We start from the raw sequence: 16,625 nt of genomic DNA on the forward strand, positions 1-16,625 counted from the left end.
GTCGTCACCTTGCCTAGTTCACGCGGATTCGGGGGTCGAGCGCGGCGTACAGCACGTCGGCGAGCCAGCCGGAGAACAACACGCAGACCGCGACGAAGAGGGTCACGGTGGCGGTGATGTTCGCGTCCTGCGAGCCGATGCCGACGACCAGCCAGTCGCCCATCCCGTACCAGGTGAAGATCTTCTCGGTGAACGTGCCGCCCACGACCAGCAGGCCGAACCCGAACGCGAACAGCGTCGCCATCGGGATCAGCGCGGTGCGCAGGCCGTGCTTGAACAACGCCTTGCGGCGCGTGAGGCCCTTGGCCTGCGCGGTGCGCAGGAAGTCGCTGCCGAGCACGTCGAGCATCGACGAGCGCTGGTAGCGGCTGTAGAAGGCGATCTGGCCGAGCGCGATGGCGAGCGTCGGCAGGACCAGGTGCTGCAGCCGGTCGACGAGCCCTTCGAACCAGTTGCCCTGGAAGCCCGGTGTCGTCTCACCGACGAAGATCAGCACGTTGCTGCCCAGCGCGTCGTTGAGGCCCTGCGCGCCCAGCTTGAGCAGCGGGCCCAGCACCAGGACCGGCATGGACAGCAATATGAAGCTGAACAGGGTCGCGAAGTAGTCGCTGAACTTGTACTGCCGGATCGCGCTCACCACGCCGAGCAGCACGCCGAAGATGATGCCGAACGTGATGCCGAGCAGGAACAGCCTCAGGCTCACGCCGATGCGCCGGCCGAGCTCGTCGGTGATCGGGCGGTCGGCGACCGTGCGACCGAAGTCGCCCTGCACCACGCCACCCATCCACGTCACGAACCGCTGGGGGATCGGCTGGTCGAGGTGAAGGTCTCTCTTCTTCGCCTCGATCGAGGCCGCGGGTGGCGGTGGGTTGCGTTGCTGCAACACCCCGATCGGGTCAAAGGTGGCGGAGGCCAACGTGAACGCGAGGAACGTCGCCACTAGGGCGAGCACCACGTAGTTGACCAACCGCCGCAACAGAAATCCGGCCACCCGTGTTCAGTCCTCTCCCCGGTGGTTGCGACGTCGACTCACTGGATTGCAGTGGACGAGTTGCAAGAGATTAACCGCCGTTCAGGCGGACCGCTGCCCACCCCCACCATTGCGTGGAGGCCCACTGACCGGGCCATAGTCACCCATGCGTGAACGATTGGTCGGGCGAACAGCCACATCAACAGTTGACGCTCGCGAATTGTGTGTCCAAGCGTGACCATTGTGCGGCCGGATCGCTGTATTCACCGTGAAGTTCTGTCTCACCACGGATGGATGTGACGCATCTGGGTGAATGCATTGACCAGAAGACGTGGGACAAGCAGCGCAATGTGATCGGAATCAGGCATCACGCTGAGGAGCGCTTCAAGCGTCCACCGTAACTGCATCGATGCGGAGCAGGGCGGACGTCCGTGCAGCTCAGAAGCGGCTAGACCGAACGGCGTGAACCGCGTCACAACGGATGGTTCAGGGCAGCCTAGGAAAGGCGCCACAACCGTCCGCCCGCGATCACGAAGACCTGATCGCCCACCTTCTCCACCGCCGCGACCTCACCGGAGGGTCCGTCCGCCGACTTTTCGTCCTTTTCGGACACCAGCTTCACACCGCCGTGGTCGACGAAGAGAGTGGGTGTGCCGCCGACGTCCACGGGTGCGGCGAGCACGGCGTCGTCCCCCACCGGCACGTCCGGGGTGGCGAGCTTCTTCCAGTCCTGGCCGGATCCCGACCACCACGCGAGCCTGCCCTGCGCCCGGCCCACGACGTGGCAGGTGCCGCCCCAGCACCGGCCGGCCAGCGCGGCGTCGCCGTCCGGGAGGGTGGCGGTGGTCCAGGTGGTGCCGTCGAACTGCCAGACCGCCGCGCTCACCACGCCCTTCGCGATCTGCCAGCCCGCGACCAGCGCGCCGTCGCCGTCCGGCGTGACGGCCAGCGGGAAGCGCAGCAGCTCCTGGGAGCTCTCGAGAACGGTGCCGGCGGAGGGCTGGCGGGTCCAGGTGTCGGCGGCGTAGGTCCAGGCCGCGATGTCGAGGCCCGCCTTGGCGCTCTGCCAGGTGCCGATGATCAGCGGCCCCCGTGCCGTGCGCACCGGTCCGATCAGCTCGCCCGCGCCGTAACCGCCGAACGTGCTGAAGGCCTGCGGTTTCTCCGTGATGGCACGGGTGTCGCCGGTCCACGCGCTCCACCGCACGTTGCCGTGCGCTCCCCCGCGTTCGCCGCCGACACCGGTGATCGTGGTGCCGTCGGAGGTGATGCCGTACCAGTGCGCCTCTTTGCCGTACGGGGTCGCCGGGGTCAGCCGGGAGTTCGTCAGCGTGCCGTCCTTGGTGCGCGTGACGAGCTCGGGGTGGTCGGACGGGCGGGTGCCGATGACCAGCATGTCGCCGTGGGTGGCCAACGCTTCCGGCGTGGCCGTGAGGCCCACGGGCGTGAAGGCGACGCCGTTGTCGGCGCCTCCTGGGGAACAGGCGGCGAGGAACAGCACGAGCGCGAGCGTCAGCCTCCGCATGCGGGCCAGTATGACCACCTGCGGCCACGACACGATCAGGTAATGCGACACGAAGCCCACCGCCCCGTCGCGAGGCTCGCGAGCGCCCGACCGCGTGGACGGTCCGGGTGCGCTGTCACCGAGAAATCCCGTGCCGGAACGCGGCCGCTGTCAGCGGCATCCGGCTGTGGAACGCCCTCCCTCGATCGGTGGAATGATCAGGCACCATGCGGGTGCTGCTGGTGGAGGACGACGAGCCGATCGCGGAATCGCTCACGCGAGGCCTGTCCCGCTACGGCTTCGAGGTGCGGTGGGTGCGCACGGGCGCGGAGGCTCTCGACGCCGGCGACTTCGCAGTGGTGCTGGTCGACCTCGGGCTGCCCGACATGGACGGCCTCGACGTCTGCCGCGAGCTGCGGGCGCGCGGGGACGTGCCGATCATCGTCATCAGCGCGCGGTCCGACGAGGTGGACCGGGTGGTGGGGCTGGAGATCGGCGCGGACGACTACGTCACCAAGCCGTTCGGGGTGCGCGAGGTCGTCGCGCGGATGCGGGCGGTGCTGCGGCGGGTGCAGCCCTCGCAGCGTGAACCCGAGGCTCGTGGTCGGGTGCGGATCGACCGGCGCGGGCGGCGGGTGCACCTCGACGGCGCCGAGGTCGAGCTGACGCCGAAGGAGTTCGACCTGCTGGCGTTCCTCGCCGAGGACCCCGGCGCGGTGTTCACCCGCGAGCAGATCATGGAGGCGGTGTGGGACGAGAACTGGTTCGGGCCCACCAAGACGCTCGACGTGCACGTCGGGGTGCTGCGCCGCAAGCTCGGTGACGCGGCCTCGCTGGAGACCGTGCGGGGCGTGGGGTTCCGGCTGGTGCTCGCGTGATCCGGCAGCTCGCCTGGAGCTACGTGCTCCTGGTGGCGATCGCGATCGCGGCGTTCACCGTGCCGGTGGCGTTCACGCTCAACCAGCAGCTCTACGACGACGCCGTGAACACCGCTCGGCGTGAGGCCGACACCGCCGCGCTGCTGCTCGCGTCCGGGGACACGCGGTCGTTGAACGCCCTGGTGGACGCCTACGAACGGCAGACGCCCGGCCAGATCGACGTGCTGGAACCACAGGCCGGGTCGACGGTGTGGGACGACGAGGGTCTGAAGCTCACCGTGCCCGCGAAAACACCCGACGGCGCGGTGGTCGGCGCGATCCGGCTGTCCTATCCGGACGGACCCATCGTCGACAGGCTGTGGCAGATCTGGGGTTTCCGCGCCGCGCTCGCCGTGGGCGTGCTGATCGTGGCGGCGTTCCTGGGGCTGTGGCTCGCGAAACGGGTGACCAGGCCGTTGCGCGAGCTGAACGCGATGGCGGGCCGGCTGCGCGACGGCGACCTGACCGCGCGGGCCGGGGAGACGGGACCGCCCGAGACCCGCACGCTCGCCCGCACCCTCAACACCGCCACCGAGACGATCGGCACGCTGGTCGGCTCGCAGCGCGCGTTCATCGGCGACGCCTCGCACCAGCTCCGCACCCCGCTGACGGCGCTGCGGCTGTCGCTCGACAACGTGGCGGACGGCGTCGACGACCCGCTGGTCCGCGAGGACGTCGAGATGGCGGCGGCCGAGGTCGTGCGGATGTCGAGGCTGGTCAACGGGTTGCTCGCGCTGGCCCGCGCCGAGGCCGACGTCGCGCACCCGGAGCCGGTGCAGGTGCTCGACGTCGTCGCGGAGCGGTTCACCGCGTGGCGCGCCGCAGCCGACGAGCGCTCGATCTCGCTGGTGAGCGAGGGGTTCGACATCCGCGTCCTCGCCACGCCCGGCCACCTCGAGCAGGTGCTCGACAACGTGCTGTCCAACGCGCTGGAGGTGTCCCCGGACGGCGCCACGGTCCTCGTCCGCACGACGCGGCCCGGCCTGGTGGAGGTGATCGACGCCGGACCGGGGCTGCCCGAGGCGGACCGGGCGCGCGCGTTCGACCGGTTCTGGCGCGGTCAGGGCCTCACCGGCAAGGGCGGGTCCGGCCTCGGTCTCGCGATCGTGAAGCAACTCGTCACCGACGACGGCGGCGCGGTGTCGCTGGAGGCGGCGGGCACCGGCGGCCTGTGCGTGCGGATCAGGCTCGCTCCGGCATCGCCGACGAGTGGTGGTTCACGATGAGCCACGAGCCGCCGACCTTCTCGTAGACGAACGTGTAGCGCGCGTCCACGGTCGTCGGCCTGCCGTCCTGGGTGAGCGCGAACCGGTAGGTGCCGGCGTCGATCGCGTCGTCGGCGTCGAGGACCGCGACGTGCGAGTCGAGGATGCTGCCGCTCGGCCTGCCCTGCAGGAAGTGCTCGAAGTAGTCGACGATCTCGGCCCGCGTGGACCGCACCTGGTTCGAGACGGTGGGCAGCAGCACCGCGTTCGGTGCGTAGCGGTCGGCCACCTTCTGAGGGTCCCCCGTTGCGAGGGCGGCGTTCCAGTCGGCGAACAACGCCTTGATCTGCTCCGGCGTGGGCACCGCTTCTGGGGTGGCGGCCGTCTGCGCTGGTGCACTGGCGCAGCCGACGAGCAGCGCGGTCACTCCCGCCAGTCCGGCAGCGGCGGTGAGGTGCTTTCGCATCGTGTTCTTCTCCCCGATCGAGTGGTTGTTGAGATCCACTTTCGGGCTACGACGGGAAGCGTCCGGACAGTGCGGACCCAAGATCGGGACAAGCTTTCGGAAAGCCTGGTAAACGTGGACGTATGGGACTTCTCAGCGGAATGATGGGGAACGCGTCGAAGCTCGACCCGCGGGACGCCGTGAAGGAGTTCGGGCGGCTGCTGTCGCACGGCGAGCAGATCCACGCGGCGTACCAGCTGCTGCGGGACTCGTTCCTGTTCACCGACCGGCGGCTGATCCTGGTCGACAAGCAGGGGATGACGGGCAAGAAGGTCGAGTACCACTCGGTGCCCTACAAGGCGATCACGCAGTTCTCAGTCGAGACGGCCGGCCACTTCGACCTCGACGCGGAGCTCAAGATCTGGGTCTCCAGCCACGACACGCCGATCTCCAAGCAGTTCGGCAAGGGCGTCGACGTCTACGAGGTGCAGGCCCTGCTGGCCGCGTTCGTCCGGTAGGAGCGCCACGACGAGCTCGACCAGCGCGACGAGCACCGCGGTGAGCAGGTGGCCCGTGTCCAGCAGCAGGTCCAGCACGGTCGGCAGGACGTCCACGACCCGGCCGCGGACCAGCACTCGCAGGACGGCGGTGGCGCAGCGGGTGGTGGACATTTCCGTTCCTTCCCAACGTTTCCGGCTCTCACAGACACGTCGAACCAGGACCACCCGGATCGACGTCGACGAGCAAAAACCTTGTTACACAACGAAAAATCCCCCGCAGGCACACGGCCTGCGGGGGATTTCGCCTGGGGCGTCTAGCGAGCCTGCAGCATCGGGCGGAACTTGTCGCGGTACGCCCACGCGAGGCCGATCTCGGCCACCACCACGGCGATCGCGATGCCGAGGCCCGAGGGCTCCAGGAAGACGTGGATCAGGAAGATGTTCACCACCATCGGCGCGAGGATCGCGAGGGCCAGCGGCACGAACCGGCCGACGACGAGCAGGACGCCCGCGACGAGCTGCACGCCGGACGCCAGCTGCAGCATGTAGCCGGTGGCGTGGAGCGCGGCGGTGAACGCGACCCCGGCCGGCGCCATCGTGCTCGGATCCGGCGCGGGCATGAAGTTCAGGAACCCGTTCAAGCCGGTCACGGTGAACAGCAGGCCGGTCAGCACGCGGGTGACGAGCGTCAGGTGGCGGGCGGCGGCCGACTTGTTGGTGGCGGCGGGGGCGGCGATCGTGGCGGTCATGTCGAGTTCCTCCTGGGCTGTCGTGTCCTTCCACTGATGCGTCGAACGGGCACCAGTCCGGATCGACACGACGACCCAGAAAACTTCGAAAAATCTTGTTCGCGCTGGTCAGACGCGTGCGGCACGCACGATGTCGGCCACGGGGCTGAGCTTCAGCCACTCCGGCAGACCCCGCACGACCCAGCGCTGACCGGTCAGCTCGATGGTGCCCGCGCGCACCGCGTCGAGCAGGTCGACCTCTCCTCCCCACATCCGGTAGAGGGTGGCGATGTCGGACGCCATCACCGCGTCGACCTCCAGGCCGGGGTCGGTGTAGCAGACCGACGCGTCACCGGGTTCGACGACGAGCCAGAACGTGCGGCGGCGGTCGCTGATGTGGACCTCGATGTTCGCCCTCTTGCTCAGCGACCCGGTGTCGATGCGGCCGTGCATCCACCACATCAGCACCTCGGGGTCGAGCTCGTCGGCGCGCGGGTCGCCGAACGCGTAGCGGGCGCCCCAGTCGGCGAGGCCGAACACCAGGGGCCGCAGGGCCTCGCCCGCCGGCGTCAGCGTGTAGCCGTCGCCCGTGCGCACGATCAGGCCGTCGCCCGCCAGCTGCCGCAGCCGCCGGGACAGCAGGGCCCGTGAGAGGCCGGGCAGGCCGCGCGAGAGCTCGTTGAAGCGCGAGGCGCCGACGAGCATGTCCCGCAAGATCAGCAACGTCCACCGGTCGCCCAGCACCTCGACGGCGCGGACGATCGGGCAGTACTGCGCGTAGGTCCTCACACCTGGAGTCTCCGCCGCGACGGCCGTTTCGTTACCGCTGTCCGGTTCACTTTCAGAACTACCCGCGGGGGTTGCGCGTTCCTACCTTTGTCCCATGACGACACTCGAGACACGGCCGGTGACCAGCACGTTCCCGACCGTCACCAGAGAAGACGACGCGAAGTTCACCGACATGGCGGCGCGCATCGGCGCGATCGCGGCGGCCCACGCGGCCGAGCACGACAGGGACGCCACGTTCGTGAGCGAGGCCTACGAGGCCATGCGCGAGGAGGGCTACCTGGCGTTGGCCGTACCCGAGGAACTGGGCGGGCTCGGCGCCACGATGCGCCAGGTCTGTTACGCCCAGGCGGAGCTCGCCCGGCACGACGGCGCCACGGCGCTCGCGGTCACCATGCACCTGTACCTGACGCTGATGCAGTGCTACCGGCGCCGCAAGGGCGCGCCGGACGCCGAGGGCGTGCTGCGGCGCGTGGCCGCGGAGGGCCTGGTCATCGCCACCAGCGGCGGGTCGGACTGGCTCTGGCCGACCACGACCGCGACGCCCGTCGACGGCGGGTTCCTGGTCAACGGGCGCAAGGCGTTCTGCAGCCAGTCGCCGCGGGCGAACGTGGTGGCCACGTGCGCCGTGCTCGGCGACGAGGTGCTGCACTTCAGCGCCCCGCTCAACGCCGACGGCGTGCGCATCGAGGAAACCTGGGACACGCTCGGCATGCGCGGCACGGCAAGCCACGACGTCGTGCTGCAGGACGTGTTCATCCCGGCCGAGAAGATCGCCGCCCGCCGCCCGTACGGCGAGTTCGGCGCTCCCCTGTTCGCGGCGGTCGTGCACTTCGCGCCGGTCGTCGGGTCGACGTACTACGGCATCGCGGCGGGCGCGCGGGACGTGGCCGTGCGGTCGACGTCGAAGAACGCCACGCGGCAGATCGGTCTCATGGACTACAAGCTGCGCACCGCGTGGTGGTCGCTGATGGGCTCGATCGAGGAGCTGGGCGACGACTACACCGCGGGCGCCGAGACGGTCACGACCGTGATGCTCGCGAAGCGCCAGGCCGTGCTGGAGGCGATCGAGGTCGTCGACACCGCGATGGAGGTCCTGGGTGGACGGTCGTTCTTCCGCCGGTCACCGCTCGAGCGCGCGTACCGCGACGTGCGGGCCGGGACGTTCCACCCGCTCACGCCGGAGGCCACACTCGTGTACGCGGGCAAGGTCGCGCAGGGTGACCCGGGAGTCACGGAATAAGTTCAAGTTGTAGGCGTGCCAAGGCTTTGCGAGGATTCGACCCCTACTTCTCGCAGAAGGAGCGATTCCGGTGGCCACTCGCCTCAACCCGTACATCAGCTTCGACGGCCAGGCCCGCGAGGCGATGGAGTTCTACCACTCGGTCTTCGGCGGAGAGCTGAAGATGAACACCTTCGGCGAGTTCGGGATGCAGGACACGCCGCAGGCGGACCAGATCATGCACGCGCAGCTGGAGACCGAGCTCGGCTACACGATCATGGCGTCCGACACGCCGCCCGGCATGGAGTACCGGTCCGGCTCCCGCATCACCGTGTCGCTGTCCGGCGACGAGGAGGTGCTGCGCGAGTACTTCGACAAGCTCGCCGTGGGCGGCGAGGTCGGTACTCCGCTGGAGAAGCAGATGTGGGGCGACGAGTACGGCGACCTCGTCGACCGGTTCGGGGTGAACTGGATGGTCAACCTGGGCGGTCTGGGCTGATCGTCGCGCGGCGGGGCTGCGGGAGTAGCCCCGCCCGCCGCCCTGACGCATGATGTGGACCATGAGCGAGCGTCTGCGGGGTGTGGTCGGCCAACTCGCGGTCCGGCCTTCCGACCGGGTGCTGGAGATCGGGTGCGGGCAGGGCGTGGCCGCCACGATGGTGTGCCAGGTGCTGTCCACCGGCACGCTCACCGCGATCGACCGCTCGGTGAAGATGGTCGAGGCCGCCACCCGCCGCAACGCGCCGTACGTGGCGTCGGGCAAGGCGGAGTTCCTCATCGCGTCGCTCGAGGACATGAGCCTCGGCGACCGGCGGTTCGACCTGGTGTTCGCGGTGCGGGTCGCGCTGTTCCACCGCGAGCCGGAGCGCGCGCGGGCGTTGCTGGAGCCGTGGCTCGCGCCGGGTGCGCGGGTGATGACGTTCTACGACGTCCCGGTCTAGTGGCGTAGAACGTTGCCGGCGGGTCCTGCTGGGCGCGGATACGCCGCCCAGGTTCTACGACGTCCCGGTCTAGATCCGGCTGAACAGGTCCGAGATCAGCTTCTTCGACGGCTCGACGCCCGCGGGCGACATGACCTCGATCTGCGTCTTGCCCTTGCGCGCGGCCACCGTGTGCTGGGCGGTCTCGGCGCCGCCCGCGCTGCTCTCGTAGGCCTCGTCGAACAGCCCCTCGATGGCCTTCGCCTTCTCCGGCTTGCCCTTGGCGAACGTCGCGGCGGTCGCGTTCGTGGTGAACCGCACCTCGACCGGCATGCCCGCGCCCACGTAGTTGCACGTCGTGACGGCCTTGTCGACGGACTCCCGCTGGCCCTGCAGCCGCAGGTTGAGCGCCTTGCCCACGACGGACGAGTTGGCGTTCGCGCAGGTCGGGCCGGTGCCCGCGGGCTGCTCGACGGTCGTCTGGGTCGCGGGGGCCTGGGTCGGGGCGGCGTCCGGCTCGGAGGTGCAGGCGGCGAGCAGGAAGGCGGTGGCGGCGAGGAGGGTGAGGCGCACACCCGTTCATCGAGCCTGCCGCCCCCGCGTTACCCCGAGCGGTCGAGCGTGAGAGCCAGGATCTCGTCGACGCGGGCGTCCCAGTCGGTGTCCTCGACGGTGCCGCCGAGCACCGCGACGGCCACCAGGGTCGTGGTGCCCTCGACCTCGGCGGTCAGCACCGGGACGTCCGCCTTGGTGGTGAACGCGGTGCCCTGCGGCGCCGTCCGCGTCTCCCGCCCGGTCCAGCCGCGCACGCCCACGAGCTGGGCCGGCAGGTCCGTGGCCCAACCCGTCAGCTCCGCGACGGTGCCCGGCGGCGCGCCGACCACCCGGTGGATCCGCAGCTCCTGGTCGCCCCAGACGGCCGTGACGCTCTCGACCCGCAGTCCCGGCACCATCGGCTGGTTCGCCTCGAACACCGGCCGGTGCCACGACGCGGCCCAGTTGTCCCGCGCGCCCAGCGGGTGGATCCTGCGGCGCACGCTGCGATCGCCCCTGACCAGCAGGCTCAGGTGGTTGTCGGCGACGTTGTGCTTCGAGGTCGGGCCGGTGGCCGTCGAGTAGGCGAACCGGCTGTAGAGCGGGTCGTCGTCGGTCGCGTGCTCGCCCTCGAACGGCCGGACGTGGTCGCTGCCGTGGTTGTGCAGCCTGGTGACGCCGTGGTGCCGCTGGATCAACAGGCCCGGTCCCGGCAGCGCGAGCGTCCGGTCCGCGTCCGGCGCCTCCTCCGTCGCGGTCCACAGTGGATGGTCCGGTCCGGCGAGCAGGCAGGCGAACGCCTTCGACGCCCAGTAGGGCGATGCCGGTCCCGAGTAGGGCTGCAGGCTCGCCTCGTGCGGCCCGTGCCAGCCGAGGCTGAGCAGCCCGTCGGTGAGCGAGCCCCGGTCGAGGAAGTACCTGAGCGCGTTGCTGATCAGGTGGCGCGAGTGGCCGGGCGTCAACGGCGTCTCCCCCGTGACGGCCCCCAGCGCCACGGCGGACGCGGCGGCGAACCGGTAGGTGAGCGACCGTCCGAAGTAGAGCGGTGCGCCGTCCGCGCCGAACAGGAGGTGGAAGCTCTCGAGGTGCTCGCGCAGGTGCGTGGTGACCGGCCGGCCGGCCAGGTGCGCGTCGAGCGCCGGGTAGAGGTGCAGCGCCCAGCCGTTGTAGTGGTCGAAGGCGCGCCCGTCGCCGTCGGAGTACCAGCCGTCGCCGACGTACCAGCCTTCGAGCAGATCCATCGCGCGCTGCTTCGCCCGGCGGGTCTCGTCGTCGCCGCGCCCGGCCGCCTCCAGGAACGACGCGACGGTGTACGGGAAGAAGTACCAGTTGTTGGCTGCGGGCACGTGCCGCAGCGCCTCCCGCAACCAGACCTCGGCGCGGTCCTGAACGGGTTCGGGCAGCTTGTCCCACAGCCAGGGCTTGGTGAGGCGCAGGCCCAGCGCGACGGAGGCGGACTCGACCATGGGCTGGCCGACGTCGAAGATCGCGGGCCACTCCCCCGCCGTGCCCGCGGCCAGACCTGCCGCGTAGCGCTCCAGCAGATGGTGCGGGTCCTCGCCGTGCGCGGTGCGGAAGGCCGCCGCGAGGAACGTGCGGGCGTAGCCCTCGAGCCCGTCCGAGCGGACGCCGCTGCGGGAGGGGCGGCCCGGGAGGTCGAGGAAGGCCTGGTCCGGGGACGCGTGGCGCCAGGCGGCGGCGAGGAGCCCGTCGGCGGCCGCGACCCAGTGGGCGCGGGTGAGACCGGTGCAGGGGCTGAGGACGTGGTCGGGCTCGGGCAGCTTCACGCGGTGTGGTCCCTTCGGGTCGTTCGACGGCGCGTGCGCTCTTCCGGAACTCATGCGATCCGCTCCCTGCGGTCCGCCGGCACCGGTGTCTCGAACGGCTCCCCCGCGACCCACCGCCCGACCTCCCGCACCGCGTGCCGCCCGAGCCGCCCCCACTCGTTGCCCTGCGACCCGGCCAGGTGCGGCGTGATCAGCACGCTGTCGTGGTGCCACAGCGGGTGGTCCGCCGGCAGCACCTCCGGATCGGTCACGTCGAGCACGGCCCGGATCCGGCCGACCTCCGCCACCAGCGCGTCCTGGTCCACGACGGCACCCCGCGCGGTGTTGATGAGCACGGCGTCGTCGCGCAGCCGCCGCAGCAGGTCGCGGCTCACCAGTCCGACCGTCTCCGGCAGCAGGGGTGTGTGCACGCTGAGGACGTCGCTCCGCTCGAACAGCTCGGTGATGCTCACGGACTCGGCACCGTCCACTTCGGTCACGAACGGGTCGTGCACCAGCACCTCGAAATCGTAAGGCCGCAGCAGCTCGACCACCCGGCGGCCGATCATCGACGCGGACAGGATGCCGACCGTGGCGCCGAAGTTGCCCACCGACGACGGCACCTCGTACACCGACATCCGCTTCGTCGAGCGGTACTCGCGGGCGCGCTCCAGCACCCGTTTGCCGCTCAGCAGGATCATCGCGACCGTGTACTCGGCGACCGGCAGCGCGTTGGCCTGCGCGGCCGACGACACGGCGATGCCGCGGTCCCAGCAGGCGTCGGTGACGAAGCCCTTGACCGACCCCGCGGTGTGCACGATCGCGCGCAGCCGCGGCATCCGCGCCAGCACCTCGGCGGTGATCGGCGGGCAGCCCCAGCCCGTGACGAGCAGGTCGACGTCCGGGACGGCCGCGAAGTCCGGCCACACGCCCGCGAAGTCGCAGAGCGGGCGCAGGTCGGCGAGCACGGGCGTGAGGACGGCGGCGGCGGCTTCCGCCGACATCACGCCCGCGGCCCTCACTTGACGGCTCCCGCGGTCAGGCCGGCCTTCCAGAACCGTTGCAGCAACATGAACGCGACGATCAGCGGCAGCACCGCGAACAGAGATCCCATGATCACCACCGGGTAGTACTCGGGAGAGACAGTGGCCGAGCTGTTCCACTGGTAGAGGCCGAGGCTGACGGGGTAGAGCAACTGGTCGGACAACATCACCATCGGCAGGAAGAAGTTGTTCCAGATCGTGGTGAGCTGGAACAGGAAGAGCGTGACGACACCGGTTCCGAGCATCCGGAACGCGACCTTGAAGTACGTGGCGAGGTCGCCGGCACCGTCGATGCGGGCGGCCTCCAGCACCTCGTCGGGCACGTAGCCCTGGGCGAAGATCCGGCCGAGGTAGACCCCGAACGGGTTGAACAGCGCCGGGATGAACACCGCCCAGAACGTGTTCACCAGGCCCGCCTCGGACGCCATCAGGTAGAGCGGTAGCGCGAGCACTGTCTGCGGCACCATCACCGCAGCGAGCACGAGGCCGAAGAGCTTTTCCTTGTGCCGGAACGCGTACTTGTCGAACGCGTAGCCGCACGCGATCGAGACGAACGCGCTGACGGCCGCGCCGATCACCGCGTACAGCAGGCTGTTGGCGTACCAGCGCGGGTACAGGCCCTTGTCCATCGCGAAGAGGTTCTTGACGTTCTCCACGAAGGAGAACCCGCCGAACAGGTCGCTGTTGAACAACGCGTCGACGTTCTTGGTGGCGGCGAGCACGAGCCACATCACCGGCAGCAGGGTGTAGAGCACCGAGACACCGATGACCACGTTCACCGTGGTGCGGCCGAGGAGGGTCATCAGGCGGCCTTCCTGTTCGTCCAGCGGGTGACGCCGTAGGACAGCGCGACCGTGAAGGCCAGCAAGATCACGGAGGCGGCCGCGGCGAGGCCGTAGTTGTTGCGGGTGAACGCGGCGTCGTAGATGTACATGCTGGGCGAGAACCGGGCGCTGATCATCGGCGTGGACTGGCTCAGCAGCACCGGTTCGGTGAAGAGCTGCAGCGCCCAGATCAGCGTGAAGATGCCGACCGTCACGATCGCGCCGCGCACCAGCGGGGTCTTGATCCGCAGCGCCTGCTTGACCGGGCCGGCACCGTCCACGACGGACGCTTCGAGCACCTCGCGCGGCACGGCCTGCAACGCGGCGTAGAAGATCACCATGTTGTAGCCGAGGTTGCTCCACAGGGCGATGTTCACGATCGAGGGCAGCACGGTGTTCACGCCGAGGAAGCTGATCTCGACGTCGGCCTTGGCGAACAGGTCGATGATCGGGCTCAGGCCGGGGGTGTAGAGGTAGAGCCAGATCAAGGCGGCGATGATGCCGGGAACGGCGTGCGGCAGGTAGAGGCCCATCTGCATCCAGCCGCGCAGCTTCGCCACGCCGGAGTCCAGCAACAGGGCGAGGCCCAGCGCGCCGACCACCATCAGCGGGATGTAGATCAGGCAGTACAGCAGCACGGTGAGCAGGCTGGTGAGGAACGTCGGGTCGCTCAGCACGGCACCGTAGCTGCGCAGGCCGACGAACACGGTGCTCTCCGGGCCGAAGCCCAGCCCCGGCTGGTCGGCGGCGAAGAAGCTGAGCCAGACCGCCGTGCCGGTGGGGACGAGGAACACCGTGACGAGCAACAGGAAGAACGGCGCCATCAGCAGGGCGCAGGCGAGCTTGTTCTTCACCGCGTACCCTCCTCAGTGGACAGACCAAGTGCCTTGAGGTCCGGCATCGTGCCGCTCTGGGCCTCGCGCACCGCGTCGAGCAACGTCCCCACACCGGCTCCGGCGCGGGCGAACCCGTCCTGCATGACCTTCTGCGTGGCGGTCATCCGCGGCCCCCACACCCAGCCGTCGCGGATCTTGTCCGCCTCCTGCTGGAAGAGCCGGTAGATGTCCTGGCCGCCGTAGTACTCGCCGGGGAACGCCTTGGCGCCCGCCTCGACGAGGCCCGGCGCGACCGGGTACTGGCTGCTGGTGCCGCTCTTCAACCGCGCGGTCAGCGCGTCCGGGTGCGTGCACTGCCACTCGATGAACTCCATCGCGGCCTCGGGCTGCAGCGAGTCCTTGGTGACGGCGAACGTGGAGCCGCCGTGGGTGCCGACGACCTGCTCGTCCCAGATCGGCATGGGGGCGATGCGCCACCTGCCCTTCTGCGCGGGCCTCGCCCGCATCTGCGCCCCCGCGTCCCACGCGCCGCTCAGCCGGACGATCACCCTGTCCTGGCCGATCTGCGCGTCGTGCTGCTTGCTGTCCCCCGCGTTGCGGAACACCAGGTCCTCGTCGATCAGCCGCTGCCAGTAGGCCGCGACCTTCCGGGTGGGTTCGTCGGCGAGCGAGACGCGCCACCTGCCCCCGCTGGTGTCGAACCACTGCGCGCCGGCCTGCCAGGCGTAGCAGGCGAACTGCATGGCGCCGTCGGTCGGGAAGATCGTGAGGCGCTTGTCGGGGAACTTCGCGCGCACGGCGCGGGCGAGGTCCGCGAACTCGTCCCACGTCCCCGGGACCTCGAACCCGTTGGCGCGGAACAGGTCCTCCCGGTAGTGCAGGACCATCGGCTCGACGTCGAGGGGGACGCTGAAGACGCGGTCGTCGAACGTCGTGAGCTTCAGGGCCTGCGGGAGGATCTTCTGCTTCACGCGGTCGGTCACGAGGTCGGTGATGTCCCTGGCCACGCCGTCGATCGCGTACCCCGGGACCTGCGGGTACTCGATCGTGGCGACGTCCGGTGCGTTGCCCGCACGAGCCGCGTTGCTGAGCTTGGCGTACCCGCCCTGCCCACCCGAGGGGATCTGCTGGAAGACCACCCTGATGCGGTTCTGCGAGGAGTTGAACGCGTCGACGACCTGCTGGCTACCGCGCAGGGCCGACCAGAACGTGATCTCTACCGGGCCTCCGGCACCGCGGCGTTGCGGAGTGGAACAGGCCGCCAGTGGTGCCGTGAGGCCCGCCGCGAGGAGTGTGCGACGACTCAGGCGCATGGATCGCATCCTGATCGCCTGATCGGTTTTACGTCAAGAAACGGTCAAACGCTCAGTCGATGAGCGGATCTTCAACGTGGGCAGCAGCTCGACCCGCTCGGTGGCCGCGACCTCGCCTTTCAGCTTCCGCAGCAGCAGTTCGGCGGCCACCTTGCCGACCTCGGTCTTCGGTGGCGCGACGGCGGTGAGCGGGATGCTGCCGAGCGACGCGACCACGTCGTCGTACGACACGACCGAACACTTCCCCGGCACGTCGATGCCGGCCGCCGTCATCTGCTGGACCAGCATCAGCGCGTCCTCGTCACCGTGCAGCACCGCCGCCGTGGCCCGGTGCCGCCGCAGCGTGTTCACCAGATCTCCGTCCGGCGAGCTGCCGATGACGACCGCGTCCTCCAGCCCGGCCGAGATCTCCATGAACGCCCTGCGCAACACCCGTGCCGTCGGGCTGTCGTCCCGTGCGGCCAGCACGATCCGACGGTGCCCGAGGTCCGTCAGGTGCCGCACGGCCAGATGCATGCCGTACCAGTGGTCCGAGCACACGGAGTTCATCGCCCGCAGGCCACCGCTCGGTCGCCGTTCCATCAGCACGGTCGGCACACCGGTGTCCGCGAGCCAGTCGTACTCGGCCTCCTCCTCGGACGTGCGCCACCGCGGCGCCATCAGCAGCCCCAGCACCGGCTCGGTCAGCGCCTTCTCGACGATGGGCCACTCGGCACCCCTGACCTGCGGCGCGATGTGCAGGACCACCCGCATCCCGGCCTCTTCGAGGGCCTTGCGCGCGCCGTTCATCGTCTCGTAGAGGTACGTGTGGCGCTCCGGCACGACCAGCGCGACCGACCCGTTCGCCGCCTCGACCGGCGCAGGCTGCGCGACCGGCGTGAGCGACCGCGCGACACCGTGGCCGCGCCGCAGCTTGCCGAGCCGGGCCAGCTCCTCGACGTCGCGCCGGATCGTCACGATCGACACGTCGAGCTCCTCGGCCAGATCGCTCACCTTGACGGTGCCGCGCGACGCCGTGACGGCCAGGATCCGCTGCCGCCGGGCCTCGCTGGACTCCCGCATGACCGACCGCCTGTTCGTTTGAGCGTTTTGCGCGAGCATAACTGAAACAC

At 69.9% G+C, this 16,625-nt stretch carries 18 protein-coding genes; 6 read left to right on the forward strand and 12 right to left on the reverse strand.

Annotated features, from left to right (window positions below):
- Positions 1-13: 13 nt before the first annotated feature.
- Positions 14-991 carry an ABC transporter permease gene (locus ABZX02_RS05920; protein ID WP_355295247.1) on the reverse strand — a complete coding sequence of 326 codons (978 nt, stop codon included), beginning with the start codon at positions 989-991 and terminating at the stop codon, positions 14-16.
- Between the two features lie 475 nt (positions 992-1,466).
- Entirely contained in the window at positions 1,467-2,546 is a 1,080-nt protein-coding gene (locus tag ABZX02_RS05925; protein WP_355295249.1) for a hypothetical protein, read from the reverse strand.
- Between the two features lie 155 nt (positions 2,547-2,701).
- Here ABZX02_RS05925 and ABZX02_RS05930 point away from each other — a divergent pair, with 155 nt between their 5' ends.
- The gene (locus tag ABZX02_RS05930) at positions 2,702-3,352 is read left to right on the forward strand and encodes a response regulator transcription factor (RefSeq protein WP_355295251.1); all 651 of its coding nucleotides are present in this window, start codon (positions 2,702-2,704) and stop codon (positions 3,350-3,352) included.
- Positions 3,349-4,617, forward strand: a complete 1,269-nt coding sequence (locus tag ABZX02_RS05935; protein ID WP_355295253.1) for a HAMP domain-containing sensor histidine kinase — start codon at positions 3,349-3,351, stop codon at positions 4,615-4,617. The genes ABZX02_RS05930 and ABZX02_RS05935 overlap by 4 nt, the downstream gene beginning before the upstream one ends.
- On the opposite strand, the gene ABZX02_RS05940 is transcribed toward ABZX02_RS05935, so the two are convergent.
- The gene (locus tag ABZX02_RS05940) at positions 4,574-5,062 is read right to left on the reverse strand and encodes an SgcJ/EcaC family oxidoreductase (protein WP_355295255.1); all 489 of its coding nucleotides are present in this window, start codon (positions 5,060-5,062) and stop codon (positions 4,574-4,576) included. The genes ABZX02_RS05935 and ABZX02_RS05940 overlap by 44 nt on opposite strands.
- A gap of 122 nt (positions 5,063-5,184) precedes the next feature.
- On the opposite strand from ABZX02_RS05940, the gene ABZX02_RS05945 reads away from it, so the two are divergent.
- Positions 5,185-5,559 (forward strand): PH domain-containing protein, encoded by a 375-nt coding sequence (locus ABZX02_RS05945; protein WP_355295257.1) that lies wholly within the window; start codon positions 5,185-5,187, stop codon positions 5,557-5,559.
- A gap of 296 nt (positions 5,560-5,855) precedes the next feature.
- On the opposite strand, the gene ABZX02_RS05950 is transcribed toward ABZX02_RS05945, so the two are convergent.
- Both ABZX02_RS05950 and ABZX02_RS05955 read right to left on the reverse strand, forming a co-directional pair.
- Complete coding sequence (locus ABZX02_RS05950; RefSeq protein ID WP_355295258.1) at positions 5,856-6,290, reverse strand: DoxX family membrane protein; 435 nt, start codon at positions 6,288-6,290, stop codon at positions 5,856-5,858.
- 108 nt (positions 6,291-6,398) lie between these two features.
- Positions 6,399-7,058: a helix-turn-helix domain-containing protein gene (locus ABZX02_RS05955; protein ID WP_355295260.1), complete on the reverse strand. Its 660-nt coding sequence runs from the start codon at positions 7,056-7,058 to the stop codon at positions 6,399-6,401.
- A 94-nt stretch (positions 7,059-7,152) separates the two neighbouring features.
- Between ABZX02_RS05955 and ABZX02_RS05960 the strand changes: the two genes are divergently transcribed.
- The 3 genes from ABZX02_RS05960 to ABZX02_RS05970 all read left to right on the forward strand — a co-directional run bounded on the left by ABZX02_RS05960 (position 7,153) and on the right by ABZX02_RS05970 (position 9,218).
- Positions 7,153-8,298 (forward strand): acyl-CoA dehydrogenase family protein, encoded by a 1,146-nt coding sequence (locus ABZX02_RS05960; RefSeq protein WP_355295262.1) that lies wholly within the window; start codon positions 7,153-7,155, stop codon positions 8,296-8,298.
- Positions 8,299-8,368: 70 nt separating this feature from the next.
- Complete coding sequence (locus ABZX02_RS05965; RefSeq protein ID WP_355295263.1) at positions 8,369-8,776, forward strand: VOC family protein; 408 nt, start codon at positions 8,369-8,371, stop codon at positions 8,774-8,776.
- Between the two features lie 61 nt (positions 8,777-8,837).
- On the forward strand, positions 8,838-9,218 hold the full coding sequence (locus ABZX02_RS05970) for a class I SAM-dependent methyltransferase (protein WP_355295264.1): 381 nt from the start codon (positions 8,838-8,840) through the stop codon (positions 9,216-9,218).
- A gap of 69 nt (positions 9,219-9,287) precedes the next feature.
- Here ABZX02_RS05970 and ABZX02_RS05975 read toward each other — a convergent pair whose 3' ends face one another.
- The 7 genes from ABZX02_RS05975 to ABZX02_RS06005 are packed head-to-tail and all read right to left on the reverse strand — an operon-like array spanning position 9,288 to position 16,575.
- Positions 9,288-9,770 carry a hypothetical protein gene (locus tag ABZX02_RS05975; RefSeq protein ID WP_355295266.1) on the reverse strand — a complete coding sequence of 161 codons (483 nt, stop codon included), beginning with the start codon at positions 9,768-9,770 and terminating at the stop codon, positions 9,288-9,290.
- A gap of 29 nt (positions 9,771-9,799) precedes the next feature.
- Entirely contained in the window at positions 9,800-11,572 is a 1,773-nt protein-coding gene (locus ABZX02_RS05980; protein ID WP_355295268.1) for a DUF2264 domain-containing protein, read from the reverse strand.
- Positions 11,569-12,519, reverse strand: coding sequence for a hydroxyacid dehydrogenase (locus tag ABZX02_RS05985; RefSeq protein ID WP_355295270.1), 951 nt, complete (start codon positions 12,517-12,519; stop codon positions 11,569-11,571). The genes ABZX02_RS05980 and ABZX02_RS05985 overlap by 4 nt, the downstream gene beginning before the upstream one ends.
- Entirely contained in the window at positions 12,516-13,343 is an 828-nt protein-coding gene (locus tag ABZX02_RS05990; RefSeq protein ID WP_355295272.1) for a carbohydrate ABC transporter permease, read from the reverse strand. The genes ABZX02_RS05985 and ABZX02_RS05990 overlap by 4 nt, the downstream gene beginning before the upstream one ends.
- Positions 13,343-14,218: a sugar ABC transporter permease gene (locus tag ABZX02_RS05995; protein WP_355295273.1), complete on the reverse strand. Its 876-nt coding sequence runs from the start codon at positions 14,216-14,218 to the stop codon at positions 13,343-13,345. Before ABZX02_RS05995 ends, ABZX02_RS05990 begins: the two co-directional genes overlap by 1 nt.
- Positions 14,215-15,513 (reverse strand): extracellular solute-binding protein, encoded by a 1,299-nt coding sequence (locus ABZX02_RS06000; protein WP_355295275.1) that lies wholly within the window; start codon positions 15,511-15,513, stop codon positions 14,215-14,217. Before ABZX02_RS06000 ends, ABZX02_RS05995 begins: the two co-directional genes overlap by 4 nt.
- A gap of 33 nt (positions 15,514-15,546) precedes the next feature.
- Positions 15,547-16,575: a substrate-binding domain-containing protein gene (locus ABZX02_RS06005; protein ID WP_355295277.1), complete on the reverse strand. Its 1,029-nt coding sequence runs from the start codon at positions 16,573-16,575 to the stop codon at positions 15,547-15,549.
- Positions 16,576-16,625: the final 50 nt, after the last annotated feature.

The sequence above is a fragment of the Lentzea sp. NPDC003310 genome, assembly GCF_040610935.1.
GTDB lineage: Bacteria > Actinomycetota > Actinomycetes > Mycobacteriales > Pseudonocardiaceae > Lentzea.